The organism is uncultured Roseovarius sp. (genome assembly GCF_913054395.1).
Lineage (GTDB): Bacteria > Pseudomonadota > Alphaproteobacteria > Rhodobacterales > Rhodobacteraceae > Roseovarius.
On record NZ_CAJXIP010000041.1, the window covers coordinates 1 to 25,920 of the forward strand.

At 61.1% G+C, this 25,920-nt stretch carries 24 protein-coding genes and 1 tRNA gene; 12 read left to right on the forward strand and 13 right to left on the reverse strand.

From position 1 onward, the window contains the following. Positions 1 to 187: 187 nt before the first annotated feature. Together QZ522_RS07820 and pth are read right to left on the reverse strand one after the other, a co-directional pair. Entirely contained in the window at positions 188 to 1,351 is a 1,164-nt protein-coding gene (locus QZ522_RS07820) for a serine hydrolase (RefSeq protein ID WP_294609386.1), read from the reverse strand. A 75-nt stretch (positions 1,352 to 1,426) separates the two neighbouring features. Next, positions 1,427 to 2,122, reverse strand: a complete 696-nt coding sequence (pth, locus tag QZ522_RS07825) for an aminoacyl-tRNA hydrolase (RefSeq protein ID WP_294609389.1) — start codon at positions 2,120 to 2,122, stop codon at positions 1,427 to 1,429. 75 nt (positions 2,123 to 2,197) lie between these two features. Here pth and QZ522_RS07830 point away from each other — a divergent pair, with 75 nt between their 5' ends. Further along, positions 2,198 to 2,890, forward strand: a complete 693-nt coding sequence (locus QZ522_RS07830; RefSeq protein ID WP_294609392.1) for an FkbM family methyltransferase — start codon at positions 2,198 to 2,200, stop codon at positions 2,888 to 2,890. A gap of 61 nt (positions 2,891 to 2,951) precedes the next feature. Here the strand turns inward: QZ522_RS07830 and QZ522_RS07835 are convergent, their stop codons facing one another. The 4 genes from QZ522_RS07835 to QZ522_RS07850 all read right to left on the reverse strand — a co-directional run bounded on the left by QZ522_RS07835 (position 2,952) and on the right by QZ522_RS07850 (position 6,920). Beyond that, positions 2,952 to 3,602 carry a 50S ribosomal protein L25/general stress protein Ctc gene (locus tag QZ522_RS07835; protein WP_294609395.1) on the reverse strand — a complete coding sequence of 217 codons (651 nt, stop codon included), beginning with the start codon at positions 3,600 to 3,602 and terminating at the stop codon, positions 2,952 to 2,954. A gap of 129 nt (positions 3,603 to 3,731) precedes the next feature. Continuing rightward, positions 3,732 to 4,895: an alpha-hydroxy acid oxidase gene (locus QZ522_RS07840; RefSeq protein ID WP_294609397.1), complete on the reverse strand. Its 1,164-nt coding sequence runs from the start codon at positions 4,893 to 4,895 to the stop codon at positions 3,732 to 3,734. 222 nt (positions 4,896 to 5,117) lie between these two features. Continuing rightward, positions 5,118 to 5,909, reverse strand: a complete 792-nt coding sequence (gene trpA, locus QZ522_RS07845; RefSeq protein WP_294609402.1) for a tryptophan synthase subunit alpha — start codon at positions 5,907 to 5,909, stop codon at positions 5,118 to 5,120. A gap of 195 nt (positions 5,910 to 6,104) precedes the next feature. After that, complete coding sequence (locus QZ522_RS07850; RefSeq protein ID WP_294609405.1) at positions 6,105 to 6,920, reverse strand: methyltransferase domain-containing protein; 816 nt, start codon at positions 6,918 to 6,920, stop codon at positions 6,105 to 6,107. 98 nt (positions 6,921 to 7,018) lie between these two features. On the opposite strand from QZ522_RS07850, the gene QZ522_RS07855 reads away from it, so the two are divergent. The 3 genes from QZ522_RS07855 (at position 7,019) to QZ522_RS07865 (ending at position 9,381) form a co-directional block, all read left to right on the forward strand. Further along, positions 7,019 to 7,717 (forward strand): helix-turn-helix domain-containing protein, encoded by a 699-nt coding sequence (locus QZ522_RS07855; RefSeq protein WP_294609408.1) that lies wholly within the window; start codon positions 7,019 to 7,021, stop codon positions 7,715 to 7,717. Between the two features lie 140 nt (positions 7,718 to 7,857). Beyond that, positions 7,858 to 8,955, forward strand: coding sequence for a redox-regulated ATPase YchF (gene ychF / locus QZ522_RS07860; protein ID WP_294609410.1), 1,098 nt, complete (start codon positions 7,858 to 7,860; stop codon positions 8,953 to 8,955). A gap of 336 nt (positions 8,956 to 9,291) precedes the next feature. Next, positions 9,292 to 9,381, forward strand: a tRNA-Ser gene (locus tag QZ522_RS07865). Positions 9,382 to 9,464: 83 nt separating this feature from the next. On the opposite strand, the gene QZ522_RS07870 is transcribed toward QZ522_RS07865, so the two are convergent. Continuing rightward, on the reverse strand, positions 9,465 to 10,415 hold the full coding sequence (locus QZ522_RS07870; protein ID WP_294609413.1) for a GlxA family transcriptional regulator: 951 nt from the start codon (positions 10,413 to 10,415) through the stop codon (positions 9,465 to 9,467). Positions 10,416 to 10,550: 135 nt separating this feature from the next. Here QZ522_RS07870 and QZ522_RS07875 point away from each other — a divergent pair, with 135 nt between their 5' ends. From QZ522_RS07875 to QZ522_RS07890, 4 genes are read left to right on the forward strand one after another with little or no spacing between them, the layout of a single operon-like run. Then, entirely contained in the window at positions 10,551 to 11,255 is a 705-nt protein-coding gene (locus QZ522_RS07875; RefSeq protein WP_294609416.1) for a GntR family transcriptional regulator, read from the forward strand. An 8-nt stretch (positions 11,256 to 11,263) separates the two neighbouring features. Continuing rightward, complete coding sequence (locus tag QZ522_RS07880; RefSeq protein ID WP_294609419.1) at positions 11,264 to 12,181, forward strand: dihydrodipicolinate synthase family protein; 918 nt, start codon at positions 11,264 to 11,266, stop codon at positions 12,179 to 12,181. A 3-nt stretch (positions 12,182 to 12,184) separates the two neighbouring features. Next, entirely contained in the window at positions 12,185 to 13,681 is a 1,497-nt protein-coding gene (locus tag QZ522_RS07885; protein WP_294609422.1) for an aldehyde dehydrogenase, read from the forward strand. After that, the gene (locus tag QZ522_RS07890) at positions 13,678 to 15,018 is read left to right on the forward strand and encodes an FAD-binding oxidoreductase (RefSeq protein WP_294609425.1); all 1,341 of its coding nucleotides are present in this window, start codon (positions 13,678 to 13,680) and stop codon (positions 15,016 to 15,018) included. The genes QZ522_RS07885 and QZ522_RS07890 overlap by 4 nt, the downstream gene beginning before the upstream one ends. Before the next feature lie 6 nt (positions 15,019 to 15,024). Here QZ522_RS07890 and QZ522_RS07895 read toward each other — a convergent pair whose 3' ends face one another. The 3 genes from QZ522_RS07895 to QZ522_RS07905 are packed head-to-tail and all read right to left on the reverse strand — an operon-like array spanning position 15,025 to position 18,065. Further along, positions 15,025 to 15,759, reverse strand: a complete 735-nt coding sequence (locus QZ522_RS07895) for an SDR family oxidoreductase (RefSeq protein WP_294609428.1) — start codon at positions 15,757 to 15,759, stop codon at positions 15,025 to 15,027. Further along, positions 15,756 to 16,487 (reverse strand): SDR family oxidoreductase, encoded by a 732-nt coding sequence (locus tag QZ522_RS07900; protein ID WP_294609430.1) that lies wholly within the window; start codon positions 16,485 to 16,487, stop codon positions 15,756 to 15,758. Before QZ522_RS07900 ends, QZ522_RS07895 begins: the two co-directional genes overlap by 4 nt. A 21-nt stretch (positions 16,488 to 16,508) precedes the next feature. Then, on the reverse strand, positions 16,509 to 18,065 hold the full coding sequence (locus QZ522_RS07905) for a trimethylamine methyltransferase family protein (protein WP_294609433.1): 1,557 nt from the start codon (positions 18,063 to 18,065) through the stop codon (positions 16,509 to 16,511). 144 nt (positions 18,066 to 18,209) lie between these two features. Between QZ522_RS07905 and QZ522_RS07910 the strand changes: the two genes are divergently transcribed. Next, a complete protein-coding gene (locus tag QZ522_RS07910; protein ID WP_294609436.1) occupies positions 18,210 to 18,569 on the forward strand; it encodes a cupin domain-containing protein in 360 nt (119 codons plus the stop codon). A gap of 15 nt (positions 18,570 to 18,584) precedes the next feature. On the opposite strand, the gene QZ522_RS07915 is transcribed toward QZ522_RS07910, so the two are convergent. Further along, a complete protein-coding gene (locus QZ522_RS07915; protein WP_294609437.1) occupies positions 18,585 to 20,123 on the reverse strand; it encodes a trimethylamine methyltransferase family protein in 1,539 nt (512 codons plus the stop codon). Positions 20,124 to 20,518: 395 nt separating this feature from the next. On the opposite strand from QZ522_RS07915, the gene cysS reads away from it, so the two are divergent. From cysS to QZ522_RS07930, 3 genes are all read left to right on the forward strand, one after another. Continuing rightward, complete coding sequence (gene cysS / locus QZ522_RS07920; RefSeq protein WP_294609439.1) at positions 20,519 to 21,922, forward strand: cysteine--tRNA ligase; 1,404 nt, start codon at positions 20,519 to 20,521, stop codon at positions 21,920 to 21,922. Between the two features lie 178 nt (positions 21,923 to 22,100). Continuing rightward, positions 22,101 to 23,711, forward strand: a complete 1,611-nt coding sequence (gene cimA, locus QZ522_RS07925; protein WP_294609442.1) for a citramalate synthase — start codon at positions 22,101 to 22,103, stop codon at positions 23,709 to 23,711. Further along, complete coding sequence (locus QZ522_RS07930) at positions 23,701 to 24,474, forward strand: squalene/phytoene synthase family protein (RefSeq protein WP_294609444.1); 774 nt, start codon at positions 23,701 to 23,703, stop codon at positions 24,472 to 24,474. The genes cimA and QZ522_RS07930 overlap by 11 nt, the downstream gene beginning before the upstream one ends. A gap of 5 nt (positions 24,475 to 24,479) precedes the next feature. Here QZ522_RS07930 and QZ522_RS07935 read toward each other — a convergent pair whose 3' ends face one another. Both QZ522_RS07935 and QZ522_RS07940 read right to left on the reverse strand, forming a co-directional pair. After that, on the reverse strand, positions 24,480 to 25,055 hold the full coding sequence (locus QZ522_RS07935; RefSeq protein ID WP_294609447.1) for a TetR/AcrR family transcriptional regulator: 576 nt from the start codon (positions 25,053 to 25,055) through the stop codon (positions 24,480 to 24,482). Between the two features lie 300 nt (positions 25,056 to 25,355). Then, a partial coding sequence (locus QZ522_RS07940; protein ID WP_294609450.1) for a sterol desaturase family protein occupies positions 25,356 to 25,920 on the reverse strand: 565 nt, incomplete at its 5' end.

The window sequence follows — 25,920 nt, forward strand, 5'->3', positions numbered from 1 at the left end:
GTTGTCGGCATAACTCTCGGCTGCCTCTTCGAACAACGCCACAAGCGAAGGATAACGGTCTGCGTCAATCTCCGCCGGGACATCCGCGCCATAGGTCTTCAACCAACTTTTCATTTCAATACCCCCTCGTATAATTTGCCTTCAACACCCCAGAAGAGTTGCCACCACCTGCCCTCTCTCGTGCAGATTACAAAATCTTCGCCAGTTTGCGGAACATTTCAATGTTGCTCCTGTTCACCCCATTTTCACGGAACTTGCGGTCTGCACCCGTCGCGGTGATCACCACGCCACGGGCCTGATCAATATAGATGTATTGCCCATATACGCCGCGAGCAAAAAACTCGCCTTCGCTTGCGTCGCTGGGGACCCACCACTGATACCCATATTTGGTTTTCCCCGGCTTGGTTGGAGCAGACGCTTGAGTAGACTCAGAGATCCAATCAGCAGGCACAATCTGCTTGCCACTGTAGCTGCCATTTTGCGCGATCATCTGACCAAAGCGGGCAAAGTCCCGCGTGGTAAAGTTTAGCCCGCCGAGAACAAAGGCTACATCGGCACCATCGGTGATATAGTAGCCGTCCCTCTCTAATCCCAGCGGCGCCAAAATCTTCTCAGCCAACGACGATGGCACATCACGGCCTGTCGCCCCGCGAACCACCATGCCAATCACATGGGTGTCGATCGAGACATACTGCCAAGTGTCACCCGGTGAAGTGAAACTATCCTTCAGATCGACAGTGAACTCATCCAATGTCCCACCTAAGGCAATGACACGTCCCATGCGGTTGATATCGGAATCATAGGCAAGATAATCCTCATCGAAAGTGATGCCGCTGGTCATCTGCAACACATTGCGGATCGTGGCGCCCTCATAGCCGCTGTTCTCAAGTGCGGGGGCATAATCGGTCACCAGATCGTCGAGCGAGGCAATCTTGCCCTCGGCCGTGATCACCCCGAACAGCGCCGAAAGAAAGCTTTTGGCCATGGACCAGCTTATCCGGCGGTCATCGGCGCCGGTGCCAAGAAAATAGCGTTCATGGACGATTTCGCCGTTCTTGACCGCCAGAAGCGAGGTGACGTCGCGTGCCTTGATCCAATCCTCAAGCCCGGCGGGCAAAGCGGCCTCGGGGCCACGGGGCAGGTCCGACACGGGACCCGCGCCCTTTGACACTGGCCGATGCAGGAAGGCGCGCTGCATGTTCGAAAAGTTTGCGACGATCCTGTCTTCGGAAAACAGGCTGTTGACGGCCAGAAGTCGGGTGATCTGTTCATGCTTCCAGAGACCGATGACGACGGCGGCGAGGGCCAGCATCAACAGTAGTCGCGCGACCCATCTGAAAAACATCCGCATGTCAGTCTCCTACTTTCTCGCGCAGGAAATCAGGCGGGTCACTCAATTGCAAGGGTGACGGGACAGAGGGGCGGATCAGCGGAATTTATCCATCAGCTTTTGCATCGCGGTCCGCTCATCCGTGGCGGGCGCGGGCGGCTCTTGCGCCTTGGCAGCGGGTCTGGCCTTGGGCTTGGCCGTGGCCTCGGTTTTTGAGGATCGTGGCGGTGCGAGGCGCTGTGCGACGGCATTCAGAAAGCGGTCGGCCTTGCCCCCGGCAAGCCAGGGCGCCCCTTCCGAGATACCGCGCATCAGATCGTCAAGCCATTGGGCATCGGCCTTGGCGAAATCCTGAAGCACAAATTGCGCCACGCGGTCCTTGTGGCCCGGATGGCCGATGCCAAGGCGCACCCGCTGGTAGGCCTCGCCGATATGCTGATGGATCGAGCGCAGCCCGTTATGTCCGGCATGGCCGCCGCCCAGCTTCACCCGGATCTTGCCTGGGGCAAGGTCAAGCTCGTCGTGAAAAACCGTTACATCGCCGGGCGTCAGCTTGTAAAACCGAAGGGCTTCGCCAACCGACTGGCCGGAGAGGTTCATGAAGGTGGCCGGTTTAAGCAGGATTACCTTGGTACCACCCAGGTTGCCCTCGCAAACATGCCCCTGAAATTTCGAGCGCCAGGGGGCAAAGGCGTGATCCTGTGCAATCCGGTCCAGCGCCATGAAGCCGATATTATGCCGGTTATTCTCATATTTTGCGCCGGGATTGCCCAGGCCCACGAATAGCTGCATTGCCGATGCCCTCATATTTGGTGATGCTGGTCTACGCCGCAGGGCGCGGGGAATCAACGGGTAGGGGATCGGTCGATGGCAGAGTTCGAAATAGATGGAATTCGCCTTAACGTGCCCGACGAGATGCTGAATCCGAAGCTGACAGGGAAACTTTCGACCGGCGGATATGAGGCGCACGAGGCGCATGCCGCGCGGATGCGGCTCCGCGAAGGGCAAAGGGTGCTCGAACTTGGCTCGGGGATTGGCTATATCGCTTCGGTCTGCTCTTCGATCACCGGCCCCGAAAATGTGACCACGGTCGAGGGTAATCCCGATATGCTGCCGGTTATCCGGGGCAATCTCGAACGTAACGGATTTGCCGCAGTCACGGTCTTGCATGGCGCGGTCGGCGGTATGAAGAGTACGCCAGACCCGATTGAATTTGATACCAAAAAGACCTTCTGGGCCGCGCGGCTTGCGGATATGGACAGCGCCCCCGATGCCGTGGTCAGCGTGCCGCACCTGGGGCTGGGCGACCTGCTCAAGGCCTGTCGCCCGCATGTGGTGAACATGGATATCGAGGGGGCCGAAGAACATCTTTTCGATGCGCCCTGGCCTGCCTATAACCGCGCCGTGATGCTGGAATTGCACCCGGGCCGCTATTCCGACGTGGTGATCAAGCGGATCGTGGATTGCATGTCAGATTCGGGGCTGACCTATGATCCGGGATCGTCGCGCGGGCGTATCCTTGGGTTTCGCCGGGTCCGCGACGGAAACCTCAGAGCATGAAAAAACGCGGCCCCTGAGGGGCCGCGTTTCAGAACACTCAAACCGTGTAGGCGGGGCGGTCTTACGCCTCTTCGCCCTCTGCGGCTTCGGTTGCTTCGACTTCGGCTTCTTCTTCGTCATCACCGCTCGATTTCAGAGCCGACGGCGCCGAAACGTTACAGATCACAAAGTCGCGGTCGCTGATGACCAGCTTGCTGCCTTCCGGAAGCTCCACGTCAGAGATGGTGACGGTGTCGCCAATGTTCTCGACCTTGCCCATGTCGACAGTCAGGTGATCGGGGATATCGCCCGCAGTCACGACCATTTCGACTTCGTTACGAACGACGGTCATAACGCCGCCCTTGCGGATTGCCGGGCAGTCTTCCAGGTTGATGAACTCGACCGGGATGAACAGGTTGATCTTGGTGGTGCGGCGCAGACGCATGAAATCGACATGCGTCGGAAGGTCTTTGACCACATCGCGCTGAACGTCGCGGCAGATCACCCGAACGTCGTCCTGGCCTTCAACCTGAAGGTTGAACAGGGTCGACTTGAAACGGCCTTTTTTCAGGCGCTTCAACAGGACGTTGAACGGGATGTTGATCGGCAGCGGATCGACGTCGCCACCAAAAACGATACCCGGAACCATACCGGCGCGGCGCGCCTGACGAGCGGCGCCCTTGCCTGTCCCCGTGCGTTCCTGGGCCTGAAGATCAGGAATTTCTCCAGCCATGATAATTCTCCATCAATAAGGGCGGGGCTCCTCCAAGGCTGTAGCCCCGCGGTAAGGCCTGTGCCTTTAGAGCAAAAGCCGTGCCTTGGAAAGGGCAAATCTTGTCACTTGCCCGATCATGGCCGGATGTTATTCCCAGTCGCCGCCAAAGCCCTTGGGGATCATCAGGATATCGCGGTCAAGCTTGCCCACATCGGTGCGTCCGCACAGGCCCATGCTGGAATCAAGCTCTTTGTGGATGCATTCAAGCGCGCGGGTCACGCCCGCCTCGCCCATGGCGCCAAGGCCATAGACAAAGGCGCGACCGATATAGGTGCCGCTGGCGCCCATCGCCATCGCCTTGAGCACGTCCTGACCAGAGCGGATGCCGCTATCGAGGTGCACTTCGATCTTGTCGCCGACCGCATCCATGATCTCGGGCAGGGCGCGAATGGCCGAAAGCGCACCGTCAAGTTGACGACCGCCGTGGTTCGAGACGATGATCGCATCGGCCCCCACATTCAGCGCCTCGCGCGCATCGCGCGGGTCCATGATGCCCTTGATGATCAGCGGGCCATCCCACATCTTGCGAAACTCGCGGATGCGGTCCCAGTTGAGCGCCTGATCAAATGCCTCGGCGGTCCAGGTGCTTAGCGACGAGGGGTCGCTCACGCCCTTGGCATGACCGACGATATTGCCGAAAAACCGGCGCTTGGTGCCGAGCATGCCAAGGCCCCATTGTACCTTGGTCATCATGTTGGCGACCGATTTCACGGTTAGCTTGGGCGGGGCCGACAGGCCGTTTTTCAGATCCTTGTGGCGCTGCCCCAGCAATTGAAGGTCGACCGTGATCATTGCCGCCGAGCATTTTGCATCCTTGGCGCGATCGAACAGGCGCTGCATGAAATCGTCGTCCTTGAGGGTGTAGACCTGCATCCAGAACGGCTTGGTGGTGTTTTCGGCGACATCCTCGATGCTACAGATCGACATGGTCGAAAGGGTGAAGGGCACACCGAATTTCTCGGCGGCACGTGCGGCCTTGATCTCGCCGTCGGCACATTGCATGCCGGTCAGGCCGACCGGTGCAAGGCCGACGGGCATCGACACGTCCTGACCGATCATCTTGGTGGCGGTCGTGCGGCCCGTCATGTCAAGTGCCACCCGTTGGCGCAGGTAAATCTTGTCGAAATCGCTGGTGTTCTCGCGAAAGGTCTGTTCGCTCCAGCTCCCTGATTCCGCGTAATCGTAAAACATCTTGGGCGTGCGGCGCGCATAGATCTTTTTGAGGTCGTTGATATTGGTGATTACGGGCATCGGGCGTTCCCCTTTGGAAATTGGTAAAGACCCTTTACCAACGGCAAGGCGGGCGCGCAATCATTCCTGTCGTCGCAGAAGGGGGCAGGGGCCCAACAAGCGGATTTTTTACACGGCTGAGGCCGGTTCTTTTGGTTCCGCGCCTCAGGCAAGCTTTTTTATTACGCGCCTCAGGCGGTTCTTTTATTACGCGCCTTAGGCAAGCTTTTTTTATTACGCGCCTTAGGCGCGATGCGCCCCCGCGGCCAGCCCGCGCACAAACTCGAGCACATCAGCAACCGACTCGCGATCAGCGATCTTGCCCACGATGGCCGAGCCGACAACCGCGCCATCGGCCACGCTGGCGATGGTCTCGGCGGTTTCGGGCGTGCGGATACCAAAGCCCACGATCACCGGAAGGTCGGTCTGTGCCTTGATCCGCGCAACTTCGGGGGCTACGTCGACGGCCTCTGCGGCGGCGGCACCGGTGATCCCGGTGATCGAGACGTAATAGACAAAGCCGCTGGTGTTGGTGAGAACCTTGGGCAGGCGCTTGTCATCGGTCGTGGGCGTGGCAAGGCGGATAAAGTTGAGTCCCGCCTTTTGTGCGGGAATGCAAAGCTCTTCATCTTCTTCGGGCGGCAGGTCAACGACAATCAAACCGTCAATGCCGGCGGCCTTGGCATCGGTCAGGAACCGGTCCACGCCGCGACTATAGATCGGGTTGTAATACCCCATCAGTACAATCGGGGTGGTGTCATCTGTCTTGCGGAATTCGGTCGCCATCTCAAGCGTGCGGCTCAGGGTCATGCCCGCCGCAAGCGCGCGCTGACCGGCAAGCTGAATGGTGGGGCCATCGGCCATCGGATCGGTGAAGGGCACGCCCAGCTCAATGATATCGACCCCCGCCTCTGGCAGCCCCTTCATCACCGCCAGCGAGGTGTCATAATCAGGGTCACCCGCCATGATATAGGAAACGAAGGCTTTCTTGCCTGCGGCTTGAAGTTCAGCGAATTTGGCATCGATCCGAGTCATGTTAACTATCCCGTGTTGTTGAATACCGTTTGGGGCAGCGCGCGGCGGAAATCAATGGTATGCGAACGATTTTCGCGCGAAGCTATTCCCATTTGGGATGAAGTGCCCCTGAAATTTCAATTCACGTGATGTTTATGGCTCCTCCGAGATTTGCGTCTTTCGCCCGCCGTGGTCCCGCCACAGGCATCAAGGGGGTCAGTTGTGCGTCCAGACCGCGATATGGGCAGGGGCCGGAAACTCGATAGAGCCGTCCTTGCCGGAAAACCGCCGAAATCGCTTCTCGGCTTGTGTGACGAGGGCCTCGAAGCCCGCGTCGTCGATGAAATCGGCCAAGGTCCAGCCCCGGACATCCATCCGAACCCATTCCCGGATCGAGGTGAAACGGGCGGTGCCGGTCGCGGTTGTCACGGTCGCCTTGGCAAGGCCGCCATCATGAAGCAGGCTCTGAAACCTCTGTTTGTCGCCAAGACAGAATGGCGCACGCAGCGCATCCGCGGCATCCCGTCCGAACATGGTTTCAACCAACTCGATCATGCCCGCGTAACCGGGCGAATTTTCAGCCGAATCCCAGACCGACAGGGCAATCCGGCCACCGGGGCGAAGGACACGCGCCATTTCGGCCAGGGCTTTCGTTTTGTCGTCGAAGAACATCAGGCCGAACTGGCACAGGACGCAATCAAAGGATTGCGGGTCAAAGGGAAGCGCCTCGGCACGCCCCTCGACCCATTCGACAGAGGGCACGCGCGCTCGCGCGACCGAGAGCATCCCGTCATTTCGGTCAAGCCCGACGATCCGGCCTGTTGTGCCCACCCGTCCGGCGGCCTCACGCGTGGTCGCGCCGGTTCCGCAGGCAACGTCGAGGACGTCACTGTCGCGCGCGATCCGCGCGGCGTCACACAGCGGCTTTGCCCATGGCCCAAACAGGGAGGGCACAAAGAATTCATCATAGATTTCGGCGGCAGATTTCGAGACCTGCCCGGCAGTTGCTGCCGTGGTTGTTGCGGTTGTCATGTCTACACCTGTTGCTTTGGTTGCGATCAGGCCAATCGTGACGCAATGGGCCTTTTAAGGTATAGTTCTAAATCTGTAGCAGCGCGCAGGGTGGGAAGATGAAATCCTACGGCCAGTTTTGCCCCGTCGCGAAAGCAGCTGAACTGTTTTGTGAACGATGGAACGCCCTTATTATAAGAGACCTGGCCGCCGGGCCCCGGCGGTTCAGCGACCTCAAGCGTGGTGTGCCGCTCATGTCACCGTCACTTTTGTCATCGCGGTTGAAATGGCTCATCGAGGAGGGCGTCGTCGCGCGCTTTGACATCGGCGAGAAGCGGCCGGGTTATGGCCTGACCGAAGCCGGGAACGAGTTTGTTCCAATGGTCGAGGCCCTGGGTGTCTGGGGGCAGAGGTGGACAAGGCGCGAACTCAGGGAACACGAGATTGACCTCGGCTTGCTGGTCTGGAGCCTGGAGAGTTCCACCAACCCCAAGGCGTTCGGCGCAAGGCGCTGTCTCATTCGGCTTGAGTTGACCGACCAGATGGACGCGAAAAAGTACTGGTGGTTTTTGAACCAGAAAGGGCGATGTGAACTCTGCGTTGAAAATCCGGGCGGGGAGGTGAATCTCTATCTGGCCTGCACGCTTGCCGATGCGATCTATATCGTCAGGGGTGACATATCGCCAGCCACGGCAATCGACACCCAGAGGCTTGAGGTGATTGGCGACGCCTGGGCCCACCGGGCATTCGTCAAATGGCTCAATCTGAGCCCGCTCACGCAAGTGGCGTCCCGCCGTCCCATGACAGGGATGCAATGATTTGGCCTCGATTCGAGCATCTGACAATCTAAGCCACTTACGGGCGCGGCCCGATGATCCCCACTGTTTTCCCAACGGCGCGCTTGCGTCTGGACCGGACTGCCAATAGAAGCAGCGCTGCATGAATAAGGAGAGGCGTCATGGGCTTTAAAATGGGGATCGTGGGGCTGCCCAATGTGGGGAAGTCTACGCTTTTTAACGCGCTGACCAAAACGGCCGCCGCGCAGGCCGCGAATTTCCCGTTCTGCACCATCGAACCCAACGTGGGCGAGGTCGCCGTGCCCGATGCGCGGCTGGACAAGCTGGCCGCCGCCGCGGGCTCGAAACAGATCATCCCGACACGTATGACATTCGTCGATATCGCGGGCCTCGTGAAGGGCGCGAGCAAGGGCGAGGGGCTTGGCAACCAGTTTCTGGCCAATATCCGCGAGGTCGATGCCATCGCCCATGTGCTGCGCTGTTTTGAAGACGACGACGTGACCCATGTCGAGGATCGGGTCGATCCGGTGGCCGATGCCGACACCATCGAAACCGAGCTGATGCTGGCCGATCTGGAATCCATCGAAAAGCGCCGCGCCGGTCTGGTGCGCAAGCTCAAGGGCGGCGACAAGGAGGCGGTGGCGCAGGATCGCCTTCTGGCCGCCGCGCAGGCCGCGCTTGAAGAGGGCAGGCCCGCGCGCACGGTCGAGGTGGACGCCGAGGATGTGAAAGCCTGGAAGATGCTGCAACTTCTGACCAGCAAGCCGATCCTTTATGTCTGCAACGTCGATGAGGGCAGCGCGGGCACCGGCAATGAATTCTCGGCCCGCGTTGAAGAAATGGCCGCCGCACAGGGGGCCGCTTCGGTGGTGATCTCGGCGCAGATCGAAGAGGAAATCAGCCAGCTTGACGCCGACGAGGCCGAGATGTTCCTGACCGAAATGGGGCTTGACGAGGCCGGTCTTGATCGCCTGATCCGCGCCGGTTACGAACTTTTGCACCTTGAAACCTACTTTACCGTCGGCCCGAAAGAGGCCCGCGCCTGGACCATTCCGGCTGGCACCCCGGCGCCCAAGGCCGCAGGGGTCATTCACGGTGATTTCGAAAAGGGTTTCATCCGCGCCGAAACCATTGCGTTCGCTGATTTCATTGCGCTTGGTGGAGAGCAGAAGGCGAAAGATGCCGGCAAGATGCGCGCCGAGGGCAAGCAATATGTCGTCAAGGACGGCGATGTGCTTCACTTCCTGTTCAATACGTAAGGCCGGGACGGCAGGGCGCTGAAAGGCGGACCTGATCCTGCGTCGGCTGGTCGTGAAATTGATCGGCACGACATGGTTGCCGTCCTGGAACGCGGCGAGCACCCCCGTGCTCGCCGACCTTCCGGGCGAGAGGGTCAGGCGTGTGAATGGCGGCTTTGTCATCAATCACGGCGATAACCCTGATCGGGCGATGGGTGCATTTCTGGCAGGTCTGATCTTGGAATACGCAAGCCGCCAAGGCCGCTCGGAGCCGTGTTGTGAAAATCACCGGATCAATTGAAAAAAATGTCAAAATGGCCCTTGTTCCCGCCCCCCGGTCCAATTAAACGGGTCGACGGAGCTGTGGCCGAGTGGTCGAAGGCGCTCCCCTGCTAAGGGAGTAGGCCCGGAAGGGTCTCGTGGGTTCGAATCCCATCGGCTCCGCCACTACATTACACGTTTGGTTTGAATGATGTTCCGGGTCGCGTGTTGTGGCGCGCGGGCCTGGCCTCTTGTGGGGCTTTTCGAATTCAGGTCATCCGGTTGCGTTGCCGGTTGGGGGGCATGCCAAAGGCGGTGCGATAGACCCGCGCGAAATGGCTCGGGCTTTCAAAGCCGGTGGCGATGGCCACGTCGATCACCGACATTTCGGTCTGAAGCAGCAGGTAGCGTGCCCGTTCAAGACGCAGATCCAGCATGAATTTCTTGGGCGAGGTGTTGAGATGCTTGACGAAAATCCGCTCAAGCTGGCGGGTCGATACCCCGACATCTTCCGCGATCCGCCTTATCGAAACGGGCTGTTCGACCGCGTTGCGCATGATCTGTATGGCATGGGCAAGCCGTGGGCTTCGCAGGCCGGTTCGCGCCTGGAGAGAGACGCGCTGCGCGGCGCTGCCGTCGCGCACGGCGTTATAGACCATCTGGTCGGCGACAGTGATCGCGATATCCTCGCCATGGCGCGCGGCAATCAGTTTGAGCATGAGGTCGGCCGTGGCCGATCCCCCCGAGGCGGTGACGATCGGTGCGTCGTCAACGAAAACGCTGCGAACCAGGTCGATTTCGGGGAATTCTTCGGCAAAGCTGTCGTGAAACTCCCAATGGATCGCGGCCCGGTGACCATTCAAAAGCCCGGCAAGGGCAAGCGCATAGGTGCCCGAGCACAGCGCCCCAAGCGGGGTACCCCGGCTTCTGGCGTGGCGCAGCGCGGCAAGGTGCGCGCGGGAGATATGCTGGCGGGCATTGGTACCTGCAAGCACGAAAAGACGGTCATAAGACGGGATCGAGTCAAGCCCGTGATGGACGCGGATTGTCACCCCGTTTGACGCCGTGACCTCGGTGCCGCCCGCTGCAATGAACGACCAGCGGTACAGCGGTTCGCCACTAACGAGATTGGCGATACGCAGGGGTTCCACCGCATTGGCAAAGGCCAGGTGGGTAAACTCCTCGATCAGCATAAAGGCAAAGTGCTCGGCCATGGTCATGGTGTTGTCCGTTTCGGGGCGATCCCACATCATATCGCGAAAAATTCTAGAGTACACAATAAAAATATATTGCGTATACAAATTGTATAACGTAGGGAGGGGCAGACCGATACCAAGGATAAGGGCGCAGGAATCATGTCTGCCAGGGACCGCAAGACCGCACTTTTCGACCACCTCAAACGCGCCATCCTGACCACAGCCTTGCGTCCGGGGTATGATCTTGACGAGGTGGCACTCTGCGCCGAATTCGGCCTGTCACGCACCCCCGTGCGCGAGGTGTTTCGTGACCTCGACGGGCTTGGCTATCTTGATCTGCGCGACAATCGCGGTCCGCGCGTGGCCGAACTTTCGCATACCACCCTGCGCGATTTTTTCCTCGCGGCGCCAATGATTTACGGTGCGATCCTTCGGCTGGCGGCGCGCAACGCCACCCCGGCGCAGATCGACTCGCTGAAGGGCGCACAAGAGGCGTTTCGCGCTTCGCTGCGCGACAAGGGCCCGGCCGAGCGGACCCTTGCCAACAACCGGTTCCACGAGATTACAGGCGAAATGGCGGGCAACACCTATCTCTTGCCCTCGTTTCAGCGGCTGCTGATTGATCACGCCCGGATCGGCATGACCTTTTATCAGCCTCAGACAAATGAGATGGCCTCGAAACTGTCGGATGCCTCGGCCCAACACGATGCGATCATCGCCGCCATCGAGGCCGGAGACGAGGGCAGGGCCGCGACGCTTGCCGAAGATCACTGGAACCTGTCGCGCAACCAGATCGAACTTTTCGTTATGCCCACGGCACTTGACGTGCCGATGGGTTCCTTTTCGCGCTCTAGCCCAGCATGAGGCCGGCAATGACCCCAATTTTCAAGTTCGAGGGCATCTATACCCCCGTCATCACACCCTACTTCGAGGATTCCAGCCCCAATCTGGATGCCTTGGCCGAGACCATCGAGTTCCTGATCGCAAGTGGCGTGAACGGTATCATCACTGGCGGTTCGACCGGCGAGAATTATGCCCAGACCGTGCCCGAGCGGATTGATCTGGCGCGCTTTACCCACGAACAGATCAAGGGCCGGGTGCCGCTTGTGGTGGGCACCGGCACGATGCTGACGCAGGATAGTATCGCCCTTGCCGGGGCGGCGCGCGAGATTGGCGCCGATGCAATCCTTCTGGCAAGCCCGCCCTATTCGGTCCCGACCGACCGTGAGAACGCGCTGAATGCGCTTGCGATCGACAAGGTCGCCGACCTGCCGGTGATGCTTTACAATTACCCGCACCGCACCGGCACGATGATGGGCGAAGAGTTTCTGGATCGCGTCGGGCGGTCGCGCAATTTCTGTGGCATCAAGGAAAGTTCCGGCGATATCAACCGGGTCCACCTTCTGGCGCGCGATTACCCGCATATCCAGATGGGCTGTGGCATGGACGATCAGGCGCTGGAGTTTTTCGCCTGGGGCGCGCCGTTCTGGGTTTGCGGTGGCTCGAATTTCCTGCCGACCGAGCATGTCGCGCTTTACGAGGCCTGCGTGATCGAGGGGGATTTTGCCAAGGGACGGCGGATCATGTCGGCGCTGTTGCCGCTGATGCGGGTGCTAGAACAGGGTGGCAAGTTCATCCAGACGATCAAGCACGGTGTCACCATGACCGGGATTGATGCCGGAGTCATGCGCGCGCCGCTCAAGGGCCTGAACAAAGACGATAAGCGCGCCCTGGAACAGGTCACGCGCGTGTTGAAATCCACAATTGCCAGTATCATGGCGGAGGGCTAAGCGATGGAATTGCTGACACGGGACGAATACAAGGCCATTGCGGAAACTCTCGATTTTCCGACCGGGGCGTTCATTGAAGGTGGGTATCGCCCTGCGATCTCTGGCGAGACCTTCACAAGCGTGAACCCCGCCACTGGCGTCCCCCTGGCCGAGATTGCGGCCTGCGGCGCCGAGGACGTCGATTTTGCCGTGCTCAAGGCCCGCGAGGCGTTTGACGACGGACGCTGGTCGCGGATTGATCCGGGCGAGCGCAAGGATGTGCTGATCCGGCTGTGCAAGCTTATGACGCGCAATGCGCGCGAACTTGCGGTCATGGAAAGCCTCGACAGCGGCAAGACGATCTTCGACTGCGAGACCGTGGATATCCCCGAGGCGATCAATTGCATCAAGTGGCACGCCGAACTGACCGACAAGATCTATGATCAGGTTGCGCCTGCTTCGGACAATCACATTGCCATGGTGGTGCGCGAACCGATTGGTGTCGTGGGCCTCGTTCTGCCGTGGAATTTCCCGCTTCTGATGCTGGCGTGGAAGATTGGTCCGGCGCTTGCGGCGGGGTGTTCGGTGGTGGTGAAACCGGCGATGGAAACCTCGTTGACCGCGCTGCGGCTGGCGGAACTGGCCAGCGAAGCGGGCTTGCCGCGCGGGGTGCTGAGCGTGCTGCCCGGCGGTGGCGCAGAAGTCGGCGAGCCGATCGGGCGGCATATGGACATCGACATGGTGTCCTTCACCGGTTCGACCACGACCGGCAAGCGGTTCCTTGGGTATTCCGGCGAAAGCAACGCCAAGGAAGTGGTGCTTGAAATGGGCGGCAAGAACCCGGCCATTGTGATGGATGACGCCGAAAACCTTGACCGCGTGGCGCAGCATATCGTCAACGGCGCGTTCTGGAACATGGGTGAAAACTGTTCCGCGACCTCGCGGCTGATCGTGCATCGCGACGTCAAGGCAGAGCTTTTGACCCGGATCGAGGCCCATGCGCGCGCCTGGAATGTGGGCGATCCGCTTGACCCGGAAACCCGCGTCGGGGCGCTTGTGTCGCAAGCGCATTACGACAAGGTGTGCGGCTATCTCGACAAGGCCGAAACCGTTGTTTTCGGTGGCACCGCAAACAACGGCTTCGTCAGCCCGACGGTGGTGGACGTTCCGGGCAATGATCACCAACTGGCGCGCGAAGAGATTTTCGGCCCCGTGCTGAGCGTGATCGAGGTCAGCTCATTCGACGAGGCAATCTCGGTTGCCAATGACACGGTTTACGGGCTCTGTGCGTCGCTCTTTACCGCCAACGCCAAACGCGCCATTCGTGGCGCGCGGGCCTTGCGGGCCGGGACGGTTACGGTCAACAGCTTTGGCGAGGGCGATATTTCCACGCCCTTTGGCGGCTATAAGCAGTCTGGCTTTGGCGGGCGTGACAATGGCGTGCATGCCCATGACCAGTATACCCAGATCAAGACCCTCTGGATCGACCTTGCCGACGACGCGGATGAGGCCGTGAATTGAGCAAATACACCGCCCGCCGCCTTCCGGTCCACCAGGGGCCAGCCGCATGGAACGCGATCCTGCCGCCCCCGGGCACAGGGACCCGGCTTGAGACCGATCAAAACGTCGATTTCGCGGTTATTGGTGGCGGGTTTGCCGGGCTTTCCGCAGCCCGGCGCCTGACCCAGCTTGCGCCGGGCGCGCGCATTGCGGTGCTTGAGGCCGGGTGTCTGGCCGAGGGGGCCGCGGGTCGCAACTCTGGCTTTATGATTGATTTGCCGCACGAGTTGAACTCGCAGGATTACGCCGGCGCGGGGGATGACCGCACGCTTATCGCGCTTAACCGCCGTGCCATCGGCTTTGCCCGCGCGGCGGTCGACGATTATGGCATTTCACCGGATTATTTTGACCCCGCAGGCAAGGTGAACGGGGCGGCCAGTCCCGGCGCGCAGGCACATAACGAAAGCTACGCGCACCATCTCGCCTCGCTTGATGAAGCGAGCGAAAGCCTTGATGCCCAGCAGATGCAAGAGCTTACAGGCAGCGCGCATTACATGTCCGGCCTCTACACGCCCGGCACCGTGATGTTGCAGCCTGCGGGCTATATCCGCGGGCTTGGCGCAGGACTTGTGCGCGACGGGGTGTCGGTATTTCAGGAATCCCCGGTCACGGGGTTTGAAAAACGGGGCGACGCCTGGCAGATCACCACCCCAAGGGCGCGGCTTAACGCGGGGCGGGTGATCCTGACGGTCAACGGTCACCTTGAAAGTTTCGGCATCGAACGCGGGCGGCTGATGCAGCTTTTCCTCTTTGCCACCATGACGCCAGAGCTTGACGCAGAGGCGCTTGCCCGGCTTGGCGGCGCGCCCCGTTGGGGGATAACGCCGTCAAACCCGATGGGCACCACCATGCGCCGGATCGATCAGGGGCAGGGCGGCAACCGGATCGTGACCCGCACCTGCGCCAAACTGCGCCCGGACATGACGCCGACGGCGGGTGATGTGAGTCGCGCCGCCGCAGTGATGCGGCGCAAGTTTGATGAACGTTTCCCGCAGCTTGCGGGCCTGCGGATGGAGCATAGCTGGGCCGGGCACCTGTGCCTGAGCCTCAACAGCGTGTCGGTGATGCGCGAGATCGAAACCGGGCTTTATGCGGGCTGCGTGCAAAACGGGCTTGGAACTGCGCGCGGCACCCTGACCGGCATCGGCGCGGCAGAGCTGGCCTGTGGTCAGTCCTCTGATATCACGGCGTATTTCACGGCTCAGGCCCGGCCCAGGCGGCTTCCGCCGCAGCCCTTTCAACAGATCGGGGCCAATGCCGTTCTGCGCGTCAAGGAATGGCAGGCGCGGGCGGAGTGATGCGGCTCAGGGCAGGCTGAGCTTGCTCATGCGCCCGCCATCGACGGTGTAAACCTGCCCGGTGACAAAGCCGCTTTCGGCGGCAGCGAGAAAGGCCACGAGGGCGGCCACCTCTTCGGGTCTGCCTGTGCGCCCGATGGGGTGAATGGTGCCGATCCGCGCGGCAAAGGTCGCCGGATCGTCAAGACTGGCGATGTAGTCAAGGTTAAGGTCGGTGTCGATCCAGCCCGGCGCCACCGCGTTGCACCGAATGCCCTCGGCGCCGTGATCCACTGCCACCGCGCGGGTCAGCGCATGCAACCCGGCCTTTGAGGCGCAATAGGCGGCGTGACCGGGATTCGATCCAAGCCCCTCGATCGAGCCGACATTGACAATCGTGCCCTGAGTGGCGCGCAGGTGGGGCAGGGCCGCCTTGATCATCAGGAAGGGTGCCGTGAGGTTGACGGTCAGGTTCTTCTGCCAATCCTCAAGGCTCATGTCCTCAATGCGGGCCTCTTGCATCATGCCGGCACTGTTGATCAGAACGTCAAGGCGACCGGCACGTGCAGCCACCTCGGCGACGGCCCTTGCGGGGCTTTGCGGGTCGGTGAAATCGGTCGCGAGCCCTTCGAATTCAGGATCTTTCCCGCGCTGCGCGGTGAAGACCCGCGCGCCCTCGTTCGCCATGCGGGTGGCGATGGCGCGACCAATGCCGCTGCGCCCTCCGGTGACCAATGCGACCTTATCGGTGAAACGTGTCATAGGACCGGCTTGCCTCCGTTGATTTCGACCAATGCACCACACATATAGCGCGCCGCGTCGGACGCAAGGAACAGCGCCACATCGACAATATCCCCGGCTTCGGCGATCCGGCCGAGCGGCACGGTTTTTCCAAGTTCGGCAATCGCCGTGTCGGGATCGAACCCGCGCCTGGCAAAGCCGCTGCGCAGCATCGGCGTGTTTACCTCATTGGGGCAGATCGCGTTGATCCTGATCCCCTGATGGGCGTGATCCATGCCCATGCATTGCGTGAGCGAGGCAATCGCGGCCTTGGTCATGCAATAAACCGCGTGGTTCGGCCCCGGCCGCAGCCCCCAGCACGAGGCGGTGTTGACGATGGCACCGCCCCCGGCGGCGGCCATGATCGGGATCGCGGCGCGGCAAATCCGAAACGGCGCCTCGACATTCACCCCAAGCGACAGCGCCCAATCCTGATCAGAGGTCTCGGTCACCGCGCCGCGGGTGATGACACCGGCGTTGTTGAAGACAAGATCAAGCCCGCCAAGCGCATCTGCGGCGGCGGCGGGCAGGGCATCGCCGTAGGCCGGATCGCAAAGGTCGCCGGGCAGATGGGCCTCGGCCTCAAGCCCGCTGACATCGCGGTCCGCCACGGCAACGCTGGCCCCCCTGGCCCGCAGGGCAGACAGGAGAGCCGACCCGATCCCCCCGGCAGCGCCGGTCACGAGCGCTTTCTTACCGGTGAATTCCATTGGCTCTCCTCCCGGTTCGGATCAATGATCCTGGTTAAGCGCGTCGGCGGCGGGAATTTCACGCTCGCGACGGGCGATGTAATCAAGAAGGGCCTCGTTGATCCCGTCGTCAAGCCTGGGTTCTTCATAGGCCTCCAAAAGCTTGCGGGCATAGCCAAGCGCGCGTTCTGTGATCTCGACGCTGCCTTCGGCCTCCCATTGGCCGATGGCGTTGTTGTCAAACAACTCGGGCATGAAGAAAGCGGTCTGGAAATTGTCTTGCGTGTGCTGGTGCCCAAGGTAGTGGCCGCCGGGGCCAACATCGGGCACCGCCGCGAGGGCGGTGTCGAAATCGTCCCATTTCGGGCCTTCGGCCATACGATAGGCCATCGCGCATTGTTCGGCATCGACCACGAATTTGGCCACCGAGCAATGCATGCCAGCCTCGTTCCAGCCTGCCGAATGCCAGATGTAATTGGCTCCTGCATGAATCACGGCCGAAAGCGTCGTTGCACTTTCATAGCCCGCCTGCGCGTCAAAGGTCTTGGCCCCGCCAAGCGTGTTCGAGGTGCGCCACGGCACGCCATAGAACCGCGCCATCTGGCCGATCATGAAGTTCATCAGGCTGATCTCGGGCGTGCCCGCCATCGGTGCGCCGGATTTCATGCTGACGGTGGAAAGGTAGTGACCGTAGATCGCCGGGCAGCCCTTGCGGATCACCTGCGTATAGGCGAGCGCCGAGAGTGCCTCGGCGTTAAGCTGGGCAACGGTCGCCGGTACGCTTGCGGGGGTGTTCGCGCCGCCCAGAACGAAGGGCGAGCAGAGCACCGGCTGATTGCGGCGGCAGAACGCGCGCATCGCGCCAAGCATGGTCTCGTCCCAGACCAGCGGCGAGTTGCCGTTGCAGTTGCCGGTAGTCACCGGGTTCTGCTCCATGAAATCGTCACCGAAAAGGATCGCGCACATATCAAGGACATCCTCGGCGTTCTTCGGGCTTGTGGTCATGCCCATGAAGGTCTTGTCCGAGTGTTTCATCGACGAATAGGTAATGCGCAAGTGACGCTGGCTGATCGGGTGATCGTAGGGCTCGACGATGTGATGGGCCGAAGAGTGCAGCGCGGGCATCATATGCGCCAGCTTGTGAAACATCGCCAGATCGTCGAGCGTCGGATTGCGGCGCACGTCATCGAGATCGCGCAGGTATGGCGCGCCGGTCATCGGAACGAAGATAGAGTTGGGGCCACCTAGCTTGACGTTCTTCTGCGGATCACGGGCATGATAGGTGAATGTCTCGGGGATTGTCGCAATCAATTCGCGCACGAGGCCGCGATCGAGGTAGACCAGCTCGCCAACCACCCGCGCCCCGGCGCGTTTCCAATCCTCAAGCGCGATCGGGTCGCGGAACTGGACACCGACATTCTCAAGGATATCCATCGAAGCGGCGTCAATCTGTTCGATCTGCGCGCCGGTCATGATCTCGCAATACGGCAGCTTGCGGTTCAGGCCGGGCAGCATGGTGATGTCATGCACGCTGCGCAGGGCGCGGCGCGATGTACGTCCACCGGATCGTCCGCGGGGGCGTTTCATTTCTACTGTCATGATGCAGGTCTCCTTTGGATTGACTGTGACCCGCCGCATGTGTCCGCGACTGACGATTTGCGGTATGGGTGGATAAAAATCCGACCCATGCCCGCAGCGCGGGGTATAACTGTTACCGGATCAGGACAAAGGAACGGGGGCGACATGGGCATCATCAACACATCCCGCGCGGCGCGCTATACTTGGCAGGGAGTCTGCGATGGCTGGCCCCTGGTTGCGCGCCCCGGTTTGTCGGTCAAGCAAGAGCGGATGCCGCCAGGCACATGCGAAGAGCGGCATTTTCACGTCGAGGCGACGCAGTTCTTTTACGTGCTCAGCGGCGAGCTGAACATCGAACGTGACGGTGAAACCTTTTGCCTTGCTCCGCAGGACGGTCTTGAGGTGTCCGCGCGCATCCCCCATCAGGCCTGCAACAGGGGCGCTCAGGACGTTGCGTTTCTGGTGATTTCGACCCCCAGCACCGAGGGCGACAGGGTTTTGACAGACGCGGCGCCAGAGCGCTGACACCGCGCCAGGTGGTCAGGCAGGCAGGTGGATCTTGAACCGCTTGCGAATTTCCGCGTCGATGATCGGATCGAACCGCGCCGGGGCGCGCTCTGACAGGATCTTTTCCTTTTTGGCGCGGGCCTTGAGGATCAGGTCGGGTTTCTCCAGTTCGACCCATTCCTTCGGCGAGGTGCGGTCGGCAAGGCAGGGATAGACATAGTCGGTCTGCATCCGGCTCAATGTCTGCTCGGCGCCAAGATAATGCCCCGGCCCGCCGATGCAGGTGGCACGGATCACCTCAAGGCTGACGGTATCCTCGTCTACCTCGATACCGCGCGTACAACGCAGCGCCTGGCCGATAAGGTCGTCCCCAAGGATCAGCGATTCATGGCAAAAGCCAAGCAATGAGGCATGCATGCCCGCCGCCTCATAGACCATGTTGAGGCCCGAAAGCCCCGCCATGACGTTCGACGTGGCCTGTTCCCAGCCGGCCTGCATGTCGGGCAGCTTGGCATCGGCAATCCCCGCCGCCGCGCCGCCGGGAAGCCCGTAATACTTGTGCATCTGCGCGCAACCCGCGGTCAGCAGCGCCTGTTCGCCCGAGCCGCCCGACATCGCCCCGGTGCGCAGGTCGCTGACGAAGGGCCAGGTGCCGAAGATCGCCGGATGGCCCGGCTTGATGGCGTTGACATAGACCAGACCGGCCAGACATTCTGCGGTGGCCTGAACGATGGCGCCGGCTATCGGGGCAGGGGCGGTGGCGCCGGCCTGACCTGCGCTCAGCAACAGGACCGGCATGCCACCGGCGATGCAGGCCTCCATCACCAGACAGGATTCGGTGGCGAATTTCATCGGCGGGACGACGAAACAGTTGGAATTGCTGACAAACGGGCGCTCGCGCCACTTGTCTTCACCGCCCGCGATCAGGTGCAGCATCTCAAGCGCATCGGCGACATAGCTTGGGTCGGTGAACGAGGTGCCGACATGCTTGGTGGTGCCCGCGCAACAGCCATAGATGGTGTTGAGGTCCATCTCGCGGTTGTCGGTAATATCGCGGCAGACCATGGGGCGTTGCACGAAGTGGATGTTATCGAGCTGATCGGCGATGCGGGCGGCATCATGCAAGTCCTGCACGGTGCAATCGCGGTAGTGCCTGGTTTCGATGTCAATCAGGTGCACGGCGGCCCCGGCGGTGCCGTAATGCACGCGGTTGCCGTGCAGCTGCAGGTCATTGGCGGGGTCCCGGCCAAACAGCGTGATCTCTTTGCGCGCCCGCGCGATCGTGTCCTCGATCAAAGCGCGCGGAAAACGGATGCGCCCGTCACTGCCAAGGATGGCGCCGGCGCCGATGAGGTAATCAACCCCGCTTGGCGGTGCATCGGCAAGGCCGATCTGTTCGAGCGCATCGAGCACGGCCTGGTGAATGCGCTCCATCGCGGCGGGGGAAAGCGGGCGATAGGTGCCGCCCTCCAGTCCGGGGCGCACCGGGCGCAGATTGTCTGCCAGCGGGTTCGAGCGGGCCTCGCGGCGGGCGGCGCGGCCACCAGTGCGGCGCGTAGTCGTTTCTGTCATGATCGTGGAAATCCTAATGGAGGTGTCAGGGGAACAGGTGTTACAGGGATGGCCCCGCTGGTCTGCCCCGCGCTGCACGGCCCCGTTCCGCCCCGATGGTGCGGATCACAAGCGCAATCTTGCTGCGTGCGTGCATGCTGTCTCTCCTCTGGACCGTTTCAGCCGACCCGATTCTGCGGCTGATGTCTGTTCCGAATCCGACCGATGTCGTTTTTGGACCGCGAACGCCGTGCTTGACCGGGGCGGCACCTGCGGCTAGGTCTTGGGGCATGAACACCGTACCCTGCATTATCTGCTGCATTATCCGCTGAGTTTTCTCTGGCGGGCCGGTCTTCTGTTTCCAAGTTGTGATGAAGTTGCTAAGCCCGCCGCGAAGGCCTGCGCGCGAGGACATTATGACGACGATCAAGCTTCACAACACCAAGAGCCGCAAGAAAGAGGTGTTTACGCCTCTCGATCCTGAAAACGTGCGGATGTATGTCTGTGGGCCGACGGTCTATGACCGCGCCCATCTTGGCAATGCGCGCCCGGTGGTGGTGTTTGACGTGCTCTACCGGCTCTTGCGCCATGTCTATGGGCCGGATCACGTCACCTATGTGCGCAATTTCACGGATGTGGACGACAAGATCAACGCGCGCGCGGCTGAGAGCGGCCGTTCGATTGGCGAGATCACGTCCGAGACCACGCAATGGTTTCTCGATGACATGGGCGCGCTTGGCGCGCTTGAACCCGATGAGATGCCCCGCGCCACGCAGTATATCCCGCAGATGGTGGCGATGATCGAAGACCTGATCGCCAAGGGCCATGCCTATGCCAAGGAGGGCCACGTTCTGTTTCGGGTGCGAAGCTACACGGATTACGGCAAGCTGTCGGGGCGCTCAGTCGATGACATGATCGCCGGTGCGCGGGTCGAGGTTGCGCCGTTCAAGGAAGATCCGATGGATTTTGTCCTATGGAAACCGTCGAGCGACGATCTGCCCGGTTGGGATAGCCCGTGGGGGCGCGGCCGCCCTGGCTGGCATATCGAATGCTCGGCCATGGCCTATGAATTGCTGGGCGAGAGTTTCGACATTCACGGCGGCGGCAACGATTTGATGTTCCCGCACCACGAAAACGAGATCGCGCAAAGCTGCTGTGCCCATCCCGAGGGTGGCTTTGCGCAGGTCTGGATGCACAACGAGATGCTTCAGGTCGAGGGCAAGAAAATGTCCAAGTCTCTGGGCAATTTCTTCACGGTGCATGATTTGTTGGAGCAGGGCGTGCCCGGCGAGGTGATCCGGTTTGTGTTTTTGAGCACGCATTATCGGAAACCGATGGATTGGACGGCGGAGAAGGCAGAACAAGCGCGACAAACGTTGATTGAGTTCCAAAAGATTGCGCGGGGTCACACGCCGTCAAGCCCGCCGGATTGGTTTGTCTCGCTTCTTGCTGATGACCTCAATACTTCTCTGGCGCTTTCGGCGTTAAGAGATGTTGCAGAGGCTGGAGATCCGGCTCAGTTTGTCGCGGCAGCTAATCTTCTCGGACTTCTTTTGCCTGAAACGGGATATTGGTGGAAGGAAGAACTTTTGGACACTGTTTTTGTTGCAGGTTCACAAAGTCAATGGAGCCATGTTCCTTTGGTTCGCTCTACTGCTAAAAAGTGGCAAGATCTGCGTGCAAACAAGCAATACGAGGAAGCGGACCACCTGCGGAACCAATTGGAGGAAGCCGGCGTTGAAGTGCGAGCGGTAGCTGCCGGGGTGAGCGCATACATGGGGATAAGTTTAGACCCCGCTAAACTGGAGGCCCTAAAATGAGATGCCACGCCGAGAAGGGCAGCGCCCGCGCCGCGCGGGGCCGGTTTGAGGGGCACCCGAGCGCCATGAAGCGCACCGATCATACTTGCCGCGCCGTTGCAAAAGCGCCCGCCCCGTGGGGGGGCGGTGCGGGCGCTGCCCGGGCAAGCCGGGCAGACAAATCACAGGCGGGGTCGTGATGACCAAAGAACGCCTCTACATCTACGACACCACCCTGCGCGATGGTCAGCAGACGCAGGGCGTCAGCTTTTCCACCGCCGAAAAACACCGCATTGCCGAGGCGCTTGATCGGCTTGGCGTCGATTACATCGAAGGCGGCTGGCCGGGTGCAAACCCCACCGACAGCGCGTTTTTCGACGCAGCACCCAAGACCCGCGCACGGCTGACCGCCTTTGGCATGACCAAGCGCAGCGGACGTTCGGCCGGGAACGACGAGGTGTTGGCGGCGGTGATGAACGCGGGCACCGATGCTGTCTGTCTTGTCGGCAAGACCCATGATTTTCACGTCGAAACCGCGCTTGGGATCCCGCTGGCCGAGAATGTCGAAAATATCGGACGCTCTCTGGCGCATATTGTGGCGCAGGGGCGCGAAGCGCTGTTTGACGCAGAGCATTTCTTTGACGGCTACAAGGCGAACCCGGCCTATGCGATCGAATGCCTGCGCGCCGCGCTTGATGCCGGAACGCGCTGGATCGTGCTTTGCGATACCAATGGCGGCACCCTTCCGGTCGAGGTGGGCGAGATCACGGCAAAGGTGATTGCGGCGGGCATTCCCGGCGATCGCCTTGGTATCCACACCCATAACGACACCGAAAGCGCGGTTGCCGCCAGCCTTGCGGCGGTCGATGCGGGCGCGCGCCAGATTCAGGGCACGCTCAACGGTTTGGGCGAACGCTGTGGCAATGCCAACCTCACCACCCTGATCCCGACGCTTTTGCTGAAAGAGCCCTATGCAAGCCGCTATGAGATCGGGGTAAGCCGCGACGCCCTGCGCTCGCTCAGCGCCATGAGCCGCCAGCTTGACGAGATCCTCAACCGGGTGCCGCTGCGTCAGGCGGCCTATGTGGGGGCCTCGGCCTTTGCCCATAAGGCGGGGCTGCACGCGAGTGCGATCCTCAAGGACCCGAGCACATACGAGCATATCGACCCCGAAACCGTCGGCAATGCCCGCGTTATTCCGATGTCCAATCAGGCCGGTCAGTCGAACCTGCGCCGCCGTCTGGCAGAGGCGGGGATCACGGTCGAACCCGGCGATCCGGCATTGGCGCGCCTGCTTGATACCATCAAGGAACGCGAGGATCAGGGCTATAGCTATGACAGTGCGCAGGCCAGTTTCGAAATACTGGCGCGCAAGGAACTGGGCCAGATGCCGACCTTTTTCGAGGTCAAGCGCTATAAGGTGACGATCGAGCGGCGCAAGAACAAGTACGACCAGATGGTCAGCCTGTCAGAAGCGGTCGTTGTCGTCAAAGTGGATGGTGAAAAGAAGCTGTCGGTGTCTGAATCGATGGACGCCGAGGGCTGTGATCGCGGCCCGGTCAACGCCCTTGCCAAGGCGCTTGCCAAGGATCTCGGGCCCTATCAGGACAAGATTGCGGATATGCGGCTGGTCGATTTCAAGGTGCGCATCACCCAGGGCGGCACCGAGGCGGCGACGCGCGTGATCATTGACAGCGAGGATGCGCAGGGGCGGCGCTGGTCTACGCTTGGGGTCAGTCCGAACATAGTGGATGCCTCCTTCGAGGCTTTGCTTGACGCGATAAACTGGAAGCTGCTGCGTGCTGAGTGATGACCTTAACGCCTGTGGCGATCTGCTCCGACGGGGCGATCCCGACCGGTTTCTGGCTGCGATGGCGGCGCCGGTGGCGGCGCGGCGGGTGCTGTTTCCGCTCTATGCCTTCAACCTCGAGGTGGCGCGTGCGCCCTGGGTCACGCAAGAGCCGATGATTGCCGAGATGCGCCTGCAATGGTGGCGCGACGCGCTTGAGGAAATCCGTGAGGGTGGTGTGGTGCGCCGTCACGAGGTGGTCACACCGCTGGCGGAGGTGCTTGATGCGACAGGTGCGGCGCGGCTTGAGGCCCTGATCGAAGCGCGACGCTGGGACATCTATCGTGAGCCCTTCGCGGATCAAGCCGCCTTCGAGCGCTATATCGACGACACATCCGGCAGCCTGCTTGGCGTGACTGCGCGGGCCTTGGGGCCAGCGGACGAGGGCGTGTCGCGCGATGCGGGCTATGCGCTTGGGCTTGCCAATTGGGTCCGCGCGATCCCGGCGCTTGAGGCGGCGGGGCGCATTCCGCTGGTTGACGGGCGCCCCGAGGCGCTGCGCGCGTTGGCGTCAGAGGGTTTGGCGCGTCTCGGGCGCGCGCGCGCCGCGCGCCGAAAGGTCTCGCGGGCGGCGGGCCCGGCGTTCTTTCCATTGTGGCAGGCCGGTCCGATTCTGGCCCGCGTCCGGCGCGTCCCCGGTGCCGTCGCTGAGGGCGCGCTTGATATCGCGCCTGTGCGCAGTCGCCTGACGCTGATGCTGCGGGCAAGCACCGGGTATTGGTAGGACGCTCAGGCGAGGATTTCGCGTACCTGTTGCAGGATAGGTGCCACCGCCGGGCTTTGCGGGCTGGCACGGGTGATCACCAAAAGGCCGACCATCATGCCCATCAGGACCTTGGCGGTATCGCCGGGGCGCAAGCCGAGGGCGAGTGTGCCCTGTTGATCAGCCCTGTGCAGGCACTCCAGGAAAAAGCCTTCGACCTGTCCCATGCTGGCCTCGACCAGAGCGGCGATTTCGGGGTCATGAGGGGCCACTTCAAGGGTCGAGTTGACCATCAGGCACCCGCCCGGGAGGTCTTCATTCCCGACCTCAACAGAGGTAAAGGCGGCCATGATGGCGGCCTTTGGATCGTTCAACTGACGGAGTTGGTTGAGAAAGGCGACACGGTAGATCCTGTCGTAATGCTCAAGCGTATCAATATAGAGGCTGCGCTTGTCCTTGAATCCCGCATAAAGGCTACCGCGATTCAGGCCGGTCGCCTCGACAAGATCGGCTATCGACGTTCCCTGATACCCATGCTCCCAAAAGGCGCGCATGGCCGCATCCAGAACGTCGAAATCCTGATATGTTTTTTCCCAAGGCATATCAGCTGATCCGATTGGTCATGCCGACAGGCGTATGCCGCGCGAGTGCGCCGCATCCTGTTGTGTGGCCCGAACTTCCCCGACACCCTGCACAAGGGTGAGTAATGGGCCCTTCCACAAGGCGCCGGGTGTTCGTCGTTCGACGGCGCTTGGAACCGGTGAACGTGTGAGGGAGTCTTGTGAGTGGTGGCATAATATGCGTCGTCCCATGAGAAACATTCTAGATTCATTTAGAATGATTGGTCAAATAACAAACCTGTGCACCGCTTGTGAGGAGAGGTGCACTTTTGGTGGCTAACCCTATCGCGGCTTTCTGTGAATTGGAAATCCGGGGGTTCCGGCGGCCTCGGGGTGATCACACAGGTAACGCGCCTTTATGTCAAGCGACGTGTCCCGGCTTGCGTCATGGCTCCAGCCCGGAGGCATCACGCAATAACCGAGGCGCTCGCGCCATGTCAGGCCGGGTTGCGTGATATCGCGAAAAATGCCGACCCATTCGTGAAACGCCACGCGAAGGGGATTGAAGGTGCCAAGATTGTGGACCAGCCCGTAATCGACCTTTTCGCTGTCGATCTCGGGCACGAAGGTGCCGAAAAGCTTGTCCCAGACGATGAACACCCCGGCATAGTTGCAATCCAGATAGCGCGGGTTGCGGCCATGATGCACGCGGTGGTGGCTTGGGGTGTTCATCACCGCCTCGAACCAGCGGGGCAGGCGGCTGATTGCTTCGGTGTGAATCCAGAACTGATAGATCAGGTTGATGCCACTGACAAACAGCACCAGTGCTGGATGAAACCCGATCAACACCAATGGCGCGCGGATCAGCATCACTAATGAAAAAGTGCCGGTCCAGGTTTGCCGCAGC

What these genes read in the sequence shown, in the direction of transcription:
- QZ522_RS07830 (WP_294609392.1), top strand. Translation starts at nt 2,198, where the DNA reads ATGGCAGAGTTCGAAATAGATGGAATTCGCCTTAACGTGCCCGACGAG.
- QZ522_RS07910 (WP_294609436.1), top strand. Translation starts at nt 18,210, where the DNA reads ATGGGCATCATCAACACATCCCGCGCGGCGCGCTATACTTGGCAGGGA.
- pth (WP_294609389.1), bottom strand. Translation starts at nt 2,122, where the DNA reads ATGCAGCTATTCGTGGGCCTGGGCAATCCCGGCGCAAAATATGAGAAT.
- QZ522_RS07835 (WP_294609395.1), bottom strand. Translation starts at nt 3,602, where the DNA reads ATGGCTGGAGAAATTCCTGATCTTCAGGCCCAGGAACGCACGGGGACA.
- QZ522_RS07855 (WP_294609408.1), top strand. Translation starts at nt 7,019, where the DNA reads ATGAAATCCTACGGCCAGTTTTGCCCCGTCGCGAAAGCAGCTGAACTG.
- QZ522_RS07840 (WP_294609397.1), bottom strand. Translation starts at nt 4,895, where the DNA reads ATGCCCGTAATCACCAATATCAACGACCTCAAAAAGATCTATGCGCGC.
- cysS (WP_294609439.1), top strand. Translation starts at nt 20,519, where the DNA reads ATGACGACGATCAAGCTTCACAACACCAAGAGCCGCAAGAAAGAGGTG.
- QZ522_RS07880 (WP_294609419.1), top strand. Translation starts at nt 11,264, where the DNA reads ATGACCCCAATTTTCAAGTTCGAGGGCATCTATACCCCCGTCATCACA.
- QZ522_RS07900 (WP_294609430.1), bottom strand. Translation starts at nt 16,487, where the DNA reads ATGGAATTCACCGGTAAGAAAGCGCTCGTGACCGGCGCTGCCGGGGGG.
- QZ522_RS07850 (WP_294609405.1), bottom strand. Translation starts at nt 6,920, where the DNA reads ATGACAACCGCAACAACCACGGCAGCAACTGCCGGGCAGGTCTCGAAA.
- QZ522_RS07935 (WP_294609447.1), bottom strand. Translation starts at nt 25,055, where the DNA reads ATGCCTTGGGAAAAAACATATCAGGATTTCGACGTTCTGGATGCGGCC.
- ychF (WP_294609410.1), top strand. Translation starts at nt 7,858, where the DNA reads ATGGGCTTTAAAATGGGGATCGTGGGGCTGCCCAATGTGGGGAAGTCT.
- QZ522_RS07885 (WP_294609422.1), top strand. Translation starts at nt 12,185, where the DNA reads ATGGAATTGCTGACACGGGACGAATACAAGGCCATTGCGGAAACTCTC.
- QZ522_RS07895 (WP_294609428.1), bottom strand. Translation starts at nt 15,759, where the DNA reads ATGACACGTTTCACCGATAAGGTCGCATTGGTCACCGGAGGGCGCAGC.
- QZ522_RS07875 (WP_294609416.1), top strand. Translation starts at nt 10,551, where the DNA reads ATGTCTGCCAGGGACCGCAAGACCGCACTTTTCGACCACCTCAAACGC.
- cimA (WP_294609442.1), top strand. Translation starts at nt 22,101, where the DNA reads ATGACCAAAGAACGCCTCTACATCTACGACACCACCCTGCGCGATGGT.
- QZ522_RS07820 (WP_294609386.1), bottom strand. Translation starts at nt 1,351, where the DNA reads ATGCGGATGTTTTTCAGATGGGTCGCGCGACTACTGTTGATGCTGGCC.
- QZ522_RS07905 (WP_294609433.1), bottom strand. Translation starts at nt 18,065, where the DNA reads ATGACAGTAGAAATGAAACGCCCCCGCGGACGATCCGGTGGACGTACA.
- QZ522_RS07870 (WP_294609413.1), bottom strand. Translation starts at nt 10,415, where the DNA reads ATGACCATGGCCGAGCACTTTGCCTTTATGCTGATCGAGGAGTTTACC.
- QZ522_RS07915 (WP_294609437.1), bottom strand. Translation starts at nt 20,123, where the DNA reads ATGACAGAAACGACTACGCGCCGCACTGGTGGCCGCGCCGCCCGCCGC.
- trpA (WP_294609402.1), bottom strand. Translation starts at nt 5,909, where the DNA reads ATGACTCGGATCGATGCCAAATTCGCTGAACTTCAAGCCGCAGGCAAG.